Origin of the sequence: Parageobacillus toebii NBRC 107807, from assembly GCF_003688615.2 — a bacterium.
Taxonomy (GTDB): domain Bacteria; phylum Bacillota; class Bacilli; order Bacillales; family Anoxybacillaceae; genus Parageobacillus_B; species Parageobacillus_B toebii.
In genome coordinates this window covers 489,795-505,984 of record NZ_CP049703.1, presented here as the reverse complement: position 1 = coordinate 505,984, position 16,190 = coordinate 489,795, and the positions used below count along the sequence as shown (strand labels likewise).

General features: G+C 41.2%; 12 protein-coding genes. All 12 read left to right on the top strand.

Translation table 11 applies throughout. The annotated features are described in order from the left end of the window. Window positions 1-7 precede the first annotated feature (7 nt). A complete protein-coding gene (locus tag DER53_RS02675; RefSeq protein ID WP_240345861.1) occupies window positions 8-2,032 on the top strand; it encodes a DUF6792 domain-containing protein in 2,025 nt (674 codons plus the stop codon). 18 nt (window positions 2,033-2,050) lie between these two features. Continuing rightward, on the top strand, window positions 2,051-2,383 hold the full coding sequence (locus DER53_RS02670; RefSeq protein WP_062755734.1) for a hypothetical protein: 333 nt from the start codon (window positions 2,051-2,053) through the stop codon (window positions 2,381-2,383). Window positions 2,384-2,483: 100 nt separating this feature from the next. Further along, window positions 2,484-3,452: a hypothetical protein gene (locus DER53_RS02665; protein ID WP_062755735.1), complete on the top strand. Its 969-nt coding sequence runs from the start codon at window positions 2,484-2,486 to the stop codon at window positions 3,450-3,452. A 491-nt stretch (window positions 3,453-3,943) separates the two neighbouring features. Continuing rightward, on the top strand, window positions 3,944-4,237 hold the full coding sequence (locus DER53_RS02660; protein WP_062755737.1) for a WXG100 family type VII secretion target: 294 nt from the start codon (window positions 3,944-3,946) through the stop codon (window positions 4,235-4,237). 79 nt (window positions 4,238-4,316) lie between these two features. Then, window positions 4,317-4,556, top strand: a complete 240-nt coding sequence (gene yukD, locus DER53_RS02655; RefSeq protein WP_062755739.1) for an ESX secretion system protein YukD — start codon at window positions 4,317-4,319, stop codon at window positions 4,554-4,556. A gap of 33 nt (window positions 4,557-4,589) precedes the next feature. Continuing rightward, window positions 4,590-5,903 carry a type VII secretion protein EssB gene (essB, locus tag DER53_RS02650; protein WP_062755741.1) on the top strand — a complete coding sequence of 438 codons (1,314 nt, stop codon included), beginning with the start codon at window positions 4,590-4,592 and terminating at the stop codon, window positions 5,901-5,903. Window positions 5,904-5,945: 42 nt separating this feature from the next. Beyond that, on the top strand, window positions 5,946-10,385 hold the full coding sequence (gene essC / locus DER53_RS02645; protein ID WP_062755761.1) for a type VII secretion protein EssC: 4,440 nt from the start codon (window positions 5,946-5,948) through the stop codon (window positions 10,383-10,385). 19 nt (window positions 10,386-10,404) lie between these two features. Then, a complete protein-coding gene (gene esaA, locus DER53_RS02640) occupies window positions 10,405-13,194 on the top strand; it encodes a type VII secretion protein EsaA (RefSeq protein WP_062755743.1) in 2,790 nt (929 codons plus the stop codon). After that, complete coding sequence (gene essA, locus DER53_RS02635; RefSeq protein ID WP_062755744.1) at window positions 13,184-13,675, top strand: type VII secretion protein EssA; 492 nt, start codon at window positions 13,184-13,186, stop codon at window positions 13,673-13,675. The genes esaA and essA overlap by 11 nt, the downstream gene beginning before the upstream one ends. Window positions 13,676-13,817: 142 nt before the next feature. After that, complete coding sequence (locus DER53_RS02630) at window positions 13,818-14,132, top strand: hypothetical protein (RefSeq protein ID WP_062755745.1); 315 nt, start codon at window positions 13,818-13,820, stop codon at window positions 14,130-14,132. After that, complete coding sequence (locus DER53_RS02625) at window positions 14,129-15,244, top strand: AHH domain-containing protein (RefSeq protein WP_082805444.1); 1,116 nt, start codon at window positions 14,129-14,131, stop codon at window positions 15,242-15,244. The genes DER53_RS02630 and DER53_RS02625 overlap by 4 nt, the downstream gene beginning before the upstream one ends. Beyond that, window positions 15,244-15,804 (top strand): imm11 family protein, encoded by a 561-nt coding sequence (locus DER53_RS02620; RefSeq protein ID WP_062755746.1) that lies wholly within the window; start codon window positions 15,244-15,246, stop codon window positions 15,802-15,804. Before DER53_RS02625 ends, DER53_RS02620 begins: the two co-directional genes overlap by 1 nt. Window positions 15,805-16,190 lie beyond the last annotated feature (386 nt).

Genomic DNA, 16,190 nt, shown 5'->3' with positions numbered 1-16,190 from the left:
AGAATTTGTGTCAAATGAAGAAGTGCTAAATACGGATATATTGCGTGCGCGGATTATGAATGTAGAATATCAAAATCTTACCATTGACGAAATCAAAAGAGAAATCAAAAGAATTTATATCGAAGAGACGGGAAAAGAGCCACCTGCAAATATTACCATTTACCGTTCTGATGATTTTAAGAATTTAAACGATGTCGATTCCGGTTTTGATGGCACAGTGATTCATTTTTATGACGAGGAAAAGGGAATCAATCAAGAGTATACCATTACGAGGGGAAGCGAAACGCCGGAAAAAGACACTTGGAAGCCTCTTGATTGGACTTACAATGTCTTTGGAATTTTTGTGGGCCAAAATAAAAACCAATATAGAGACGCAATCCTATTTGATAAGTTAGTGACCAAAAAAATTAATGAAAAACTTAGAAATAATGGCAGTCATATTAAACTAAAAAAAATTGGACTGGGACATTCACTGGGCGGAAATTTAAACGAGACAATACAAATCACAAAACAGAGATATGAAAAAGTATATGTCATTAACGATGCACCACCCAGTTTTTATCAATTAGCAACGATTGATCCATATTTCTGGGGTCAATTAGTAAAAAAATTTAATTTAAATCCTGAACATTATGAAGAAATCTACTACCTCCCCCCTTCCGAGCTCAAGGCCTTTGCGGAAGAATACTATAAAAAGCAAATCGACGAGCGTTCGATTCATCATCTAACCGCCGAAGAGGATCTGTTGTATGCGGTGAGCGGGGTGCGGGGATTCATTGATATCGGAAGCCGTCAGGTCATTGATACGAACAAGGATTTTACTAGTATCAAAGATTTGATTGCGAAAATATCCGATAAAGATGTAAAAGCAATTCAAATGTATTTATCGCAATATTCAGATGTTTACAATGAAAAAGGATTTGATGGGGTCGTTCAGGCGATGACGGGCGTTGATCTCTCCCTTATTGAGTCGCTTGAGTCGCTTCAAGGCTATATTGAGTTGCTTCAGGGCTATGATGCCATAGACTATGTGATGAATACAGGAGAAGTTTTTTCTAAACTCATGCATATGTTCGGTGAATTCGGTGAAATTCTTTCTAAAATCCGTCATATGTATGATGAAATGAGTGAGAAGATTCCGGTGCTGCTCGAGCACATCGGAATACTATATAAAAATTTGGACCCGATATTGAGTGTATTCGTGCAATTAGGTTACATGACGGTGGAGGAAAAGAACACAGTGTTGAGAGAAGTCAAGGAAATTGAAAAAGATGTCGCATGGATTAAACAACGGCTTCATGCCCTTTTTGTTGTGATTAAGCAATTGACTGATGTCACATCGTTACATGAGCTGTTTTTTAATCTTACTGTGATTATGGTATTGATTGAGGAGTTATCCCAGATTTCGGATAAGGTATCGGACATTGTCAAACATTTTCAAATCATCCAAGAAAATACGAAGAATCTTCAAAATGCTATCACCACGAGCGTGAATGCCCATTCCTTGAAGGATGTCATCAATGCTCTCGCCCGTTCCAAAGGCAGAGCGTATGATGAGTATGGAAATTTGATTTTAATCAAGAAGGTGGGAGAACACGAAATCCGGATGAATCTTTCCTCCGCCGTAAGAATATATCAAAAGGGACTGCAAATTATGGAAGAAAAAGAAGCGGTATTGCATAAGATGAAGCAGCGTTATTTCGATGAATATGTAGAGGATTTTGAAATACAAAAACGAGAACTGATGAAGAAAATCGAGGACATGGAACAAAACCCGTGGGCCTATCAGCATTTACTGGGACATTTTACCTACGATGCCGAACAAGTATATGTGTTACGCCGCATTGATGTTCATGAGTCTATTCCCCCGTTGGATCCGAGGATTCCGTATATCTTTGAAGAAGCGATGTTTTCGTATTATGGACATGAAATTTCTAGAGGAAAAGAACTCATTGAAACTATTAAAAAATCGTTTGAGGAGTTTTTTGAGCAGGACCAAAATGTGTCCAAAATATTTGATTTGCGGTATTGATAAGGGGAGATATTCTGTATGGGACAACTGAATATGCTCTATCATTTTGGTCCAGAGCAGGATTTTACGTATAAAGCGAACACGTTTATTCAACAATTAAATAGAATGAGTGAATTGGATGCGGAATTGGTTCATTTGATTCATCATGAAATGAAATATGGCAGGGGGCAAATCATCGACAAAACCAATGAAGCGATAAAACAGTATCAAAAAAATAACCTATCGATTAATTATACGTTTAGGGATGACATGAGATACGTCGCTTCGCTATACACAGACATGATTAATGAGATGAGAGCACAAGATATCACCTTGTATTATGATGTCATTATTCGAGAACAGAAAAGGTAATATGCATATACGTGGGAAAATGAATGGCGCAGTTTCGAGGGGGAAAAGGAAGAAGGCGTGCATGAGATGGCACCTTTAAGAACAGAAAGGAGAAGAGACCATGAAAACATACCGAACCGTTTTGGTTTCCATCATGATGCTTATAAGCCTAGTATTATTCGGATGCACCCATGAGGAAACAGGAAGTAAAAAACCGGAGAAAGAAAGCAAAACACAAGCAAAAATCCCGTCCGACAAAGAATTAATCGCTGTTATTAACGATAATTTCAAAGCGTTTGATGAGGGAAATGTAGACAAATATATGGAAACCATCCATACACAGTCTCCTCTTTATGAACAAAGCAAAAAACTGTTCGAGGAAATCAGCAAAGCGTATAAATTAAAAACAGAGATATCCAATGTTGAAGTGATGGAAAAATCGGAGAAAGAAGCAAAAGTGAAGTTTATACAAAAAACAATAAAAATCGAAGGACCTGCGTTTCAAAATAACGAAATAACCGGATATCATGTGTTGCGCCCCGAAAATGGGAAATGGAAAATATACAACACGATAATGACAAAGACTGTTTTTTTAGATGAGAATGGTAATCCGCTGGAGACAGATGTACAAGATGGAAAGAACCAAATAGAAAAAATGGATTTAAAGTTTGATGATCGAAAATGGGTGCTTGACTACTTTAATTCAGCTAACGGGGAATATATTTGGGAGTTTGTGTTGGAGGGCGAAAGTGTAGAAAACTGGACAGAGCTATACACGATACATCGTTTAGAAAAAATGAATTCGACAGTTGGGCTGAAAACCTGGCTGGAGGCGTATAAGCAATCGTTGACCAAAGCGACAAATGGCCACATCACCTTCCATACATTTGAATCAGCAGATCAAGAAGAAATTTACGAATTCATTGTGAAAGATGCGAAGGTACAAGATGATCAACATGAAGTAGCTCGTTTGTTTGCTCAAGGAGATGATTTATATCTTGTACGATACACAAAATTAGGAGATGCTATGCCTGATAAAACAAGGGACGAGTGGATTCAGCGCTTGAAACAATTTAAAGCGCAAAAATAAGCGGGAAAGTGAAAGTATGGCAAAACGGAGATGCGCCATACTTTTTTTATGGAATTTTGTTCCGTTTCAAAAGAAAGTCGTGCAGAATAATGTGACTATCTTTAAGATAAAGGATAAAAGTCCTTAGTTCTAATTTATCAAAATGGAATGATTTGTTACTCTGCAGTGGCAGGAAAGAAAAGGCTATGTATGGATATAAATGGGGAGGGATGCGCCCGGCAATGGCTTACTGGCGTTATATGGTAGGTTATGATAGGAGGATGCGCAATGACAGGAAAATCAAAAGATAAGTAGATAATCACGATTCTTTTTGCCTACTATCCTTTGTTCTTTATTGGTGTTATTAAGAAAAAAGACATAGAAAAATAAGTTTATTTACTTAAAAATTGGTATAATATCCTTATTTTTATATAAATTCCTATATTTTGTTGACCGGTGATTTTCCCTTTCGCTAAAATATAAGGGAAAATATGGGTATAGGGGGAGAGAATATGTCAGGAGTTATTCGTTTAACGCCGGAAGAGTTGCGAGGAGTCGCAAGACAATATAATACGGAAAGCTCTAATGTCACGGAATTGGTTTCAAGATTGGATCAAATGAGCAATATGCTGCAAGGAATTTGGGAAGGTGCTTCCAGTGAAGCATTCATCCAGCAGTACCACGAGTTGCGTCCAGCGTTTGAAAAAATGGCTGTACTACTAAACGAAATCGCGCAACAATTGCACAATTCCGCTACGATTTTGGAAGAAACAGATCAGCAAATCGCCAGCCAAATTCGTGGATAAAGAGTGACACGTTTGAAAAAAGCGCTACAAATCTTGAGAAAGATTATGGCGCTTTTTTCTATATTGGAGGCTTATCATCATGTACATTCAAGTTACCATCGATCTTCGGCATTATACAGAGGATGTATTTGATCTTCGTCTGTCCAATTTTTATTCAATCAAAAAACTCATCGATATTGTTTGGCAGCTAAAAAACATATCGGTGCCGCCAAGAGAAGGCTACTGGGTGCGGGTAGACAATAAACAAATGGTCTGCCCGGGCCATTTTACATTAAAGGACAGCGGAATTACAAATGGAGACCGCATCATCATATTGTAGCCATCGAGAATGAGAAAAGGAGTCCTACTTTATATGGAAGAGAAAAAAACTTATTTGGAAGCGCAAATCGATGCCGTAATGACCAAAGATAAACATTATGCGATTGTCTTTCAACGCGCGAAATTAAGAATGCAGCATCCGCTAGAATTACAGATTATAAAGGAAATCGATCCTTATTTATCGCGGGATATTGACGTGTCCGAGGATGAAGTGAAAATCGCCATCACTCCACCCGCATCGTTTTTTCCTTTTTCAGCTGTACGAAAAAAATCGTTGCTTTCCCGGCTGAGAGCGGCATATCAACTCGTCATAAAAGTGAAAAACCACTCTCTTCGCCGTTTTATCCTTATTGTATGCCCGGAAAACCTTGTGTTTGATCATGGGTTGGAACCTTTCTTCCTTCATGTCGGAATAAAAGAGAGCCTGCCGCCATATGAGCCGGATGAAGCGCGTCTCCTTCAGGAAGTAAAAGCGACAGTGCTGGCGCTGACAGACGGGCAACACCGTTTTGAAGAATATATGAAATTTTATGAAACATTAAAATGTTCTGATATCGCCAAGGGAATATTGCAAGCAGAACACCTAGAAGCGATTCTGTCTGTTTTAGAACGATGGATGGATGAGGAAGAAGCGAAAGAACGAGCGTCTGTATATATTCCGAAACGAAAATGGAACGTGCAGCGATATATTTTCTTTTCGACAATTGGTTTGTTAATTCCTGCTATGATTTATACGTTTTATTCGTTCATTTTTTGGAAGCCAAAACAAGAAGCATATGTCCAAAGTGCAGAGCTGTTTTTACAGAATAAATATAGCGATGTGATTACGACATTGGAAAATTACCCTCCAGAAAAAATGCCGTATGTAGTGCAATATGAACTGGCTTCTTCCTACGTAATGACGGAGTCGCTTAATGAAGAGCAGCGAAGAGTGGTATTAAATAATATTACGTTGAAAACAGATCCGCAGTATTTGCTGTATTGGATTTATATCGGCCGGGGAAGAAGCGAAGACGCGCTTGAATTGGCGAGGGCGATGGAAGATCGGGAGCTGATTGTGTACGGCTTATTAAAATATCGTGAAGAGATTAAGGCGGACGAAGAGTTGTCCGGAGAGGAAAAGAAGCAAAAATTAGAAGAGATTGATAGAGAGATAAAAGAATATGAGAAAGAACGGGAGGAGCAGGAAAAGCAATTGAAAGAAGAGCAGCAAGAGGAGACAAGCCAGCAACAACCTCCGGCGCAACAGCCGTCAACCAATCCTCCAGCTTCAACAACGCCAAACCAACAGCCAAACGCACCGTCATCTAATAGCACGCAGCCAAACAACGCGGAAACGAAAAAATAAATGGAAGAAAGCGCAGCAACGAGCATCATAGGAGAGGATTATATGAGTCAATTATGGATTTTTTATGAGAATACTTGCCAGCTATTTCCGCTGACAGGGCAAGAGGATAGCATTTTTATTGGAAATAAACTGGAGCATCATGTCACCATCCCATCTTTTTTATTTCGTAACGGATATATAGAAATAAGAAAACAAACAGATGCTTTCGTCATGACGATGCTTCAAGGAGATAAACCAATTGGGGAGCTGAAGCCGTGTGCTCCCTTTACGGTAAATGACGATGGACAAACGATTACGGTCGTGTGGATGGACAAAGAAATAAAACAACACATTTATTACGTTGGCAATAAAATCGAACTAATGGTAGCGCCTGACCCGCAGGCAGACATTCAAACCAAAACGGCGAGGGTATCGTTTGTCAAGCAACAGGGAGAATGGTTCGTTGTTCCGAACCATGAATCACCGCTGTTTCTCAATGGAACGAAAATATCCCATGTTGCTCCTTTGCAAAATGGAGACATGATCCTATGTCCGTATGCACAATTTGTCTTTTTAGAGGATGATTTATTAGCGGTCGCAAGCGGCCAAGAGATAACATCTTCACTGACGGAAACAGCGCTGCCGGTTTCGGAAATGAAAAAAAAATATCCCGTTTATCACCGGACGCCGCGCATGATTTATGAACTGCCGAGCGAAAAGGTTGCGATTTCGTTTCCAAGCCAAGAAGGAGACGGGGATCAGCGTGGTTTATGGCTGATGATTTTACCGCCGTTGATGATGCTTCTAGTTATGGGAGTGATTGCTTTAATTCAACCTCGGGGCATCTTTATTCTCATTTCGATCGTGATGTTTGCGACAACATTAGTGACATCGACCGTGCAATATTTTCGGGAGAGAAAGAATCGCAAAGCACGGAAAGAGAAGAGACGGCGCATTTATACGAATTACTTGAAACAAAAGCGGGAAGAGCTTCACGCGCTATCCGAGAAACAAAGAAACGTGCTATATTATCATTTTCCATCATTTGAAAAGATGAAATCACTCGCGTTGCAAATTAGCGACCGCATTTGGGAACGAACGATGGAAAGTGACGATTTCCTTCATCTTCGTATTGGAAAAGCGGATGTTCCGTCTACCTATGAAGTGTCGGTGAGTATGGGGGATTTGGCCAATCGGGAAATTGATGATTTATTAGAACAGGCTCAACAGATGGCGCAAGTTTATCAAACGGTAAAAAATGTACCACTTACGATTGATTTGTCAAGCGGGGCAATGGGAATGGTTGGGAAATCTGCGATTGTTAATCACGAAATTCAGCAGCTTGTAGGGCAAATCGCCTTTTTCCATAGTTACCACGATGTACGGTTTGTTGCCATCTTTGATGAAAAGGATTATAAGGATTGGGAATGGATGAAGTGGCTCCCGCATTTTCAACTGCCTAATTCTTTCGCGAAAGGATTTATTTATAACGAACAGACACGCGACCAATTGTTGTCGTCGATTTACGAGATGTTGCGGGAGCGCGACCTGGACGAAGAAAAAGAGAAAAAACGGTTTTCCCCGCATTTCGTGTTTATCGTCGCCAACCGCTCTTTAATTGCGGAACATGTTATTTTGGAATATTTGGAGGAAAAAAACGAAGAAGTCGGGATTTCTGTAATTTTTGCTTCAGATACGAAGGAAAGTTTAACAGAAAACATTCATACGCTTGTGCGATACATTAATGAGCGGGAAGGGGAAATTTTGATCCAACACCGGAAAGCAGCGCATATTCCGTTTACGCTCGATGAACATGTCCGGGAGGGAAACGAGCGGTTCGCACGCCTATTGTGCTCTTTAGATCATCAAAGGGGAATGCATAATTCTATTCCAGAAAAAGTAACGTTTCTCGAATTACTTCAAGTGAAGAAAGCGGAAGAGATAAACATCAAGGAAAATTGGGCGATTCATCAGCCTTCGCGCTCGTTGGCCGTTCCGATTGGACTAAAAGGCAAAAAAGATGTCGTAGAGCTGAACTTGCATGAAAAAGCGCACGGTCCGCATGGGCTTGTCGCCGGAACGACAGGATCAGGGAAAAGTGAACTGCTGCAAACGTATATTTTGTCACTGGCGGTGCATTTTCACCCGCATGAAGTTGCGTTTTTGCTCATTGACTATAAGGGAGGCGGCATGGCGCAGCCGTTTAAAAACATTCCACATTTATTGGGCACGATTACTAACATTCATGGCAGCAAAAACTTCAGCGCGCGCGCGTTGGCTTCGATTAATAGTGAGCTGAAAAAGCGGCAGCGCTTGTTTGACCGTTATGAAGTAAATCACATCAATGACTATATGGAGCTATATAAACAAGGAAAGGCAAAAGAGCCTCTTCCGCACCTATTCTTAATCGCTGATGAATTCGCTGAGTTAAAAAGCGAAGAACCGGACTTTATTCGCGAATTGGTGAGCGCGGCGCGGATTGGCCGCAGCTTAGGAGTCCATCTTATTTTAGCCACACAAAAGCCAAGAGGAGTCATCGACGAGCAAATTTGGAGCAATGCCCGCTTTCGCATCAGCTTGAAAGTGCAAGATGCCAGCGACAGCAAGGAAATATTGAAAAACGGAGACGCGGCTACCATTACGGTAACGGGACGAGCGTATCTTCAAGTCGGAAATAATGAAGTATATGAGTTATTTCAATCGGCGTGGAGCGGTGCGCCGTATATGGAAGAAGGATTTGAATCAGAAGATGATATTTATATTGTCACAGACTTAGGGCTTGTCCCTGTTTCGAATATTGATGCGAAAATGAAGAAAAACAAGAAAAAACAAAAAACAGAAATTGAAATGGTTGTTCAAGAAATTATCAAAACGCAGCAGCAACTCGGGATCGAAAAACTGCCGAGTCCATGGCTGCCGCCGCTATCTTCGCGCTTGCATCGCCCTGCTTTGCTAGAGCGGGATACCGCGTATTTTCCGATTGGTCTAAAAGACGAACCTGAGTTGCAGCGGCAATCGGACTACTTATATCAATGGCTTGAAGACGGAAATATCGGCATTTTTGGTTCTGCAGGGTATGGGAAATCGACAACGGCGATGACATTGTTAATGAGCTTTGCGTCCGTCTATAGTCCAGAACAGCTTCATTATTACATTTTCGATTTCGGAAACAGCGCATTGCTGCCGCTGCGGCAATTACCGCATACGGCTGATTATTTCCGATTTGACGATGAAAAGAAAATAGAAAAATTCATCAAGCTCATGAAAGAGGAAATAGAGCGGAGGAAACAACGGTTTATAGAAAAAGAAGTAAGTACCATTAAATTGTATAACACGCTTTCTGAAGAAAAGCTTCCGATCATTTTTATCACGATTGACAACTTTGATCTTGTCAAAGAGGAAATGCCCGATTTTGAAACACAGCTTATTCAATATGCTCGAGACGGGCAATCGCTTGGAATATTTTTGATGATAACGGCAACAAGAATCAGCGGGGTCCGTCCTTCGCTCATGAACAATTTAAAAACAAAAATCGTTCATTATTTCCTTGACAGTTCGGAACGATTTTCCATCATTGGGCGAACTCCGTACGAGGTCGAGCCGATTCCGGGAAGAGCGCTGGTAAAAAAAGAGCAAGCGGTCTTAACGCAAATTTATCTTCCGGCTGATGGGGAAGATGATATCGCGGTGCTTGAAAACGTGAAGGAAGAGATCGCAAGGCTGAAAGAAAAATATAAAGGCATGCATAAGCCAAAGCCTATTCCGATGCTTCCATCGCGATTGCCGTTTGCCGTCTTTGCGAAAACGTATGTGGTTCAGCCGCAGCCTGGCTTGATTCCGATTGGTCTTGATGAAGAGACGGTTCGTCCGGTTTCTCTTCATATACAAACCAACCCGCATTGTCTTGTAGTAGGGCAGTCGCGAAAAGGGAAGACGAATGCGATCAAAGTGATATTAGAATCATTGCTTTCTCAGCCAACGGCAGGAATCGGGCTGTTGGATGGAGTTGACCGCGGCCTTGCTTTATACGCTAATAAAGAAAACGTCACCTATATAGAAACAAAAGAACAAATGCACGATTGGCTTGATGAGGCAAACGGAATATTGCAAAAGAGAGAGGAAGAGTATTTAGCGGCAATTGGGAAAGCGGATGTTCATTTCCAAGACTTTTCACCGGTTGTTTTTGTCGCGGATAGTCTTGCCCGGCTTCAGCAGTCAGCCGATAGTAAAATTCACGAGCGAATCGCGATGATGATGAAGCGCTACAGCCATCTTGGATTTAGTGTCATTGTCGCAGGAAACGCGAATGAATTTACGAAGGGCTTTGATGCGCTGACAACCGAACTGAAACAAATTCGTCAAGCGATCCTCGTCATGAAAAAATCGGAACAAAGCTTGTTTGCATTGCCATTTACGCGACATGAACCAGAAGTGGACCCAGGGTTTGGCTATTTTGTCTTAAATGGAAAAGAACAGAAAATACAAATCCCAAAAGTAGAATAAAAGAAATCAGGTGAAGCATATGACAGAAAAATGGAAAATCGTCAAGCTGATTGCGAAGATTGTATTTATTGTTGCTCTTCCTGTACTGTTTTTTACCTTCATTGGCCATAACCCAATGAAGGTAACAGAGAAGACAACGAACCGAATCGCGGTAGTCAACGAAGATGTAGGAGCCGATTATGATAAGAAAACATACGAATTCGGCAAAGAAATTATACCAGCTCTTGATGACAATTCTAATTATCAGTGGTCCGTCGTTAATCGCAGTCAGGCAGAAAAAGGGCTAGCGGACGGTCAATATGACGCTGTCGTTTATTTGCCATCCGATTTTTCCAGAAACATTTTAACCTTTAATGAAAAACGGCCGCTAAAGGCAACCGTTCAATATAAAATCCAGCCGAATCTCGAGGCGAAAAATCGGGAGCGGGTACAGAGAGAGTTAGAGGCAGCTAAAAATACGATCAACCAAAAGATGTCTACGCTGTATTGGAGCTATGTCGGCCAAGCGGTAGAAGATATTCGCAAAAAATTTAGTGCTATTTTGGAAAAAGAAATTGCTTTTCAAAAGACGATGTACGATTTTTACACCCCAAGTTCTGTCAAATTAACCAAAGAGATCGAGAGTCAAAAGAAAATGCTTGAACAGCTGCTTTCATCTTCGAAAAACGCCGAAAGTTCCTCCAACGATACGTTAAAAGGTTTGGAGCAGGCGGAAGCGGAAATTGCTTCGTTTATCGAGGATATTCAGGCGTATAAAAAGTATCAGCAACGGCAGCATGACATCATTCAAGAAGGAATTCGTCAGTATGAAACGATGATAACCGGGGGAGTACGTTCCGTCGTAGAACGGCCATGGAATGTCAAACCGGAGTTGGAATTAAACAGCCAAACCTTGCTCGAATCTGTGTCTACACTGCGCAATACGGTTATGAACAGCCATGAGGTATTGACGAATCTCTATAACCAGCTGGAAAATTCAAACGTTGCTGGACGACTGTTGGAGTCACAAAAAGACCTTATCCGTCAATATCAGCAACAAACAGATGCAAAGATACTGGACGAAGTACAGCAAAAACTCATTCCGCTACGGCAACGGCTGCAATCCGCCACACCTCCATCAGCACCGAATGAACAGCCGATGCCGGGAGAGCTGCCACAACTGCCGGGAAACGGGCAATGGCTGAATGGGCTCGAACAGCAGCTGGCGTCTTTAAAGAACAAGCTACAAACGGTAAAGCCGCAAGAGACGAAGGGAGGACAAGGTACATCGGGAAGCTGGGGGGATATTGACAATGCCATGAATCAGCTTCAAATAGAAATGCAAAATGCAAAAGAAGCATGGCAAAAACAGTTATCCCTCGAGCAGCAGTGGCAGGAAAAATATGCGCAATTGGCAAAGCAGGCGGCCGAGCAGGCGAATGACGACAATGGACAATCGGAAGAAACAGTGGTTCAACAAATTATCGCAAAAGAACAAGCTATTCTTCAGTCTTCGTCGTTATCCGAAGAGCGAAAGCAACAATTATCAGCTTACTTTCAGACGGCTATTCAAAGCAGAAACATGAATGATCTCCTCACCTATTTTTCTTGGTTATCGATTTTTGAGGATACGTTAAAGCGAACGGGGAATTTTGATGGAGCACTCGTGGATCAGCTGATTTTAAATTGGAAGGAAAAAGCGGGGATCTTCCAAACCTTATCCAACATTCATAGCGGAATTCATCAGTTGCAGGATGGCTCGGCCATTTCTTTGCAAGGCGCAGAAGTAGTTGAAAATAATGTTCATTCTTTTGTGGAAACAACGCTTGAATATATACGGCAATATGATGAAAATGTGGAAAAAGCGCAAAAAGAGCTGATGGGACAATTACAATCACTAAACGACGCCGCGAATGAAGTAACAGCACAGCTCCAGCAAACCATGGATGAAGAAAGAACAATACAATCGACGCCAGGAGCCAACGATGGTGAATTCGTTATTGCCATCCAGCAAAATACGCTGCAAAACGTCGCACAAATTTCTGATTTGGTCACATCGATTGCCGAAGGGCAAGACCGGATTATCGATTATACAAATGAGATGCATGAAAAAGTGGCATCGGTCCAAGATCGGGCGGATGAGTTAAACAGCAAATGGGCGGCCAATGTCAATACGACAAAACAAATTAAAAATGATGTATATGATCTGTTAAACAATGCGGTGGTAGACAAACAAACAAATGGATATGTGTATGATTACTTAACCAATCCGGTACAAGTAAGCGGAGATATCCCGAAAGAGAAAACGACGTACACGCCGCCTGTCGTGATGCTTATCATTATTTTGCTGTGCGGCATGCTTATTGGGTTCTTCCTGCATTATTATTCTTCCGTTCCGCTTATGATGCAGGCTGCATTGCTGGTCATGATGAACCTGCTTGTTGGTTTCATCATCAGCACATATGGATTGCGAATTTATCCGATGCAAGATGTGCAGGCCCTTAAATGGAGCATTTTTACCATTATCTTGTTATTCTTCTGTTCCGCTCTTGTTCGCTTGGCCTTTTCCATCGGACCGTTTATTGGTTGGGTGCTCGGAGTGGGCTTAATTCTATTTTTCATCACTCCATTACTCGACTTAGTATTGCCAAACTTTAGCTTTGACCATCCGATATCAGAAACGTACATGTCGATTCAATATGGAGACCAGCAAGCATTTTATCCAGCTGTCATTACGTTAGGAGTTGTCACATTACTCATGTCCGCAGTTCCGTTTTTGAAGCAGCGCCTAGCCGCTTTGCAGAAGGAGGAGGAAACATATGAAGCGTAAAGGACGCCTTGTGATGTTCTTTTTCCTCTTCCTCTGCTCTGTATTGGCTGCGATGGGAGTGGCGGTTTACGCGGAAACGGACGAGTGGCCGGAAATTGAACCAAATCAATATCAACGGCAGGACATCGAATTACGTACGGATTACATTCATGAAGAGTCGCTGCTCGATGAAAAGGGAGATTTGCCGGAGGTGCAAACATCGCTCACATTTCAAAGACCAACCTCTTCTTTCTTCGAACAAACAAAAGCGAAGTTGTTTTTATCGGGGGAAAAAGAAACGAATACGATTACCGCCAAAGCTGAGAAACTAGGATTGTTTTCTTCCGTTGAAGAGCAATCGGTTCCGTCTCGTCAACCAATGGATGAGGCGGAACGGACATCATCATCGTTTCTGCCATGGCTGTTTGGCTTTTTCACTTTAGGATTTCTTATCGTCATCTTCACGGTAATCGTTCCGCGCATGAAAAAGTTTGTTTCGTAAACGGATTATTTGCGGCATGTTTCACATCGCAGAATCATAGATAAGAAAAAAGTCTCTATTTGTCATCTGGAAAAATAGGAATATATCATGATTTATCCTTGTGTTGCCATTTAAATAGCGTGTATATGGGGGAGGGATCAAGGTGGCGTCTTTATTGGAATCGGCTGAAAAAGAATTGAGACGTTGGGCCTATGAGATGATGATCGATTGTTTGCAATCTTATCAGGGACAGGTCAAAGAAGCGATGGAGGAATTTCAACATGGCGCTCGTTCATTTTATCGCGCCAATGACGAGTATGTTCCGTATTGGCAGGGAGAATCGAGGGAAGCGTATGAATTGGTATACGGGGACTTGCGGCAAATCGAAGCACACATTTATGTGACCGCCGATGATCTTTTGCATGAAATAAGCAGGGAAATCGCCCGCCTTCGGCGAAAAATAGAGGAGTTGCAATGACGACGATTCGAGTCAATCCGGAAGAGCTGGAAGCCGTAGCCGAGCGTGTCCCTGATGCCGAAGACGGCTGCAGTCGTGCGCGGACCTCGCTTTCGTGGGAATTTCCATCGTTGGTGATGAAGATTCCCGGCATTAGCACTGATGCGATCGATCATCTCAGAGATGAGCTGATTCATTGGCTCGACTGTTATGAGGAAAAGCTGAATGAAGCGGAAGAACTGCTGTATCGAACAGCCGCGGCAATAAGACAGGCAGACCAAACGCTTGCCGACAACATGAAAGAATTTGGTCTGGAACTTAGTGGCTGGTATGACTTGCAGCGATTGTTTGGAGAATACGATCCAGTGACTGGAGAACGGATTTCAGGATGGGACCGCCTGTTTGCGGGAGGAATGTTATTGTTGTCGGTCATTCCTCCAGCCAAAGGAGCAGGCGTCGCCGGTAAAGCCGCGATCAAAGGAGCGAAAGCGGCGGAAACAGCGGTGGATGTTTCGAAATGGATTTCGAAAACAAAAAACGTCCTGAATGTTGATAAAATCAAAGGGGCTTTACAAACGATCTATCATCAGGTCGTCAAAGGGCCGATCACCCAAACAATCCGTTCGTTCAAGCAGCAATGGGAGCAACTTCTCAAAAATGTTGGCTCTGTCCTACAGGAATCGCAGCTAGCCTTGGCAGGAGTCGACGGCTCGACATCCCGCACGTGGATGAGCGGGGTTGAGAGGGAAGCCAAAGGAACGATGATGAATATCGTCGGCAATACTGGAAATAGAACAGTTGGAAAAGGAACGGGTGGTGTTGCTAAGGGTACGGGTAAACCTTTACAAAAACATCATTATGCTACTAATAAAAGTAAAAAATATACTCCACAAATAGAGGCTATAACGAAAAAATATGGACTAGATTTGGATGACGTTTGGAATATAGAATTACTACCTCATCAGGGAAGACATCCAAATGCTTATCATGAGTATGTGTTAAGCAATATTAGAACTTTTGATAAAATAGCTAAGGGGGATAAAAGGAAATTTTTAAGATTATTCGAACAATTAAAACAGGAAATTAGAAAGAACCCGGAGATGCTTTATAAAGATTATTGGAGGAAGAAATAATGAGATTTTATAAGTTGCTAATGGATGATAGTGATGATAGAGATGTAGTAGCATACTGTATAGATACAAAGGGATTTGAACAATATGAATTATCGGAAGGTAAGTATATTCATAATTGGAATAGCGAAATCACCTTTTACTTTGATCCTAAAGAAGGAGAAAGATTAACAGATTATTTAGCAAACAATTTAGGGTGGTTTATAGTTTCTGAAAGATTTAAAGCGATTTTAGAGGAAGTAGATGATGGTATACAATATCTGCCTATAAATGTAGTGAATAAAGGTGAAAACAAAATTTTAAAAGGTTTTTCGGTAGCTAACATTTTGAATGTTGTTGATGCATTAAACTTAGAAAATTCAGATTATAGTGTGTTTGAACTTGATGGTGAAAGTATATATAGTATAAAAAAATATGCTTTATGTAAGGAGGCGATACAAACAAAGCATATTATTAAACTCAAGGGTGATGAAATTCCAATATTCATATCAGAAGAACTTAGAGAATTAATAGAGAAAAATAATATAACAGGATGTGACTTTTTAGAAGTTAAAGTAATCTAAATATAGGTATTTTATAAATAAGGCTCTGACTCATAAGAGTCTAACTCCCTCGAACAAACAAAAAATATAATATAAAGACATTTCACTTAGTTACGTATATATTTTATTATGGAGGGGGACTGACCTTTGTTTTGGGTCAGTCCCTTTTTTATCTTACATAGACGGAGTGCCGGGTAAACCGCAAGAGCAACAACCTATACGCATAACCCTTGAAACTCCTGTATGATAATTCTTAGGGTTAGATTGTACGTACAAAATCAGTTTGAAAAAGATGCTATATTTTATGATTTTCATCAACGATAAACGACTGAAAATTATCAGCTACCACCGTTTTTATCTCCTAAAACCTTACCTTTGCTTTCTCCTTGACTTTTGAAATTTTTTTC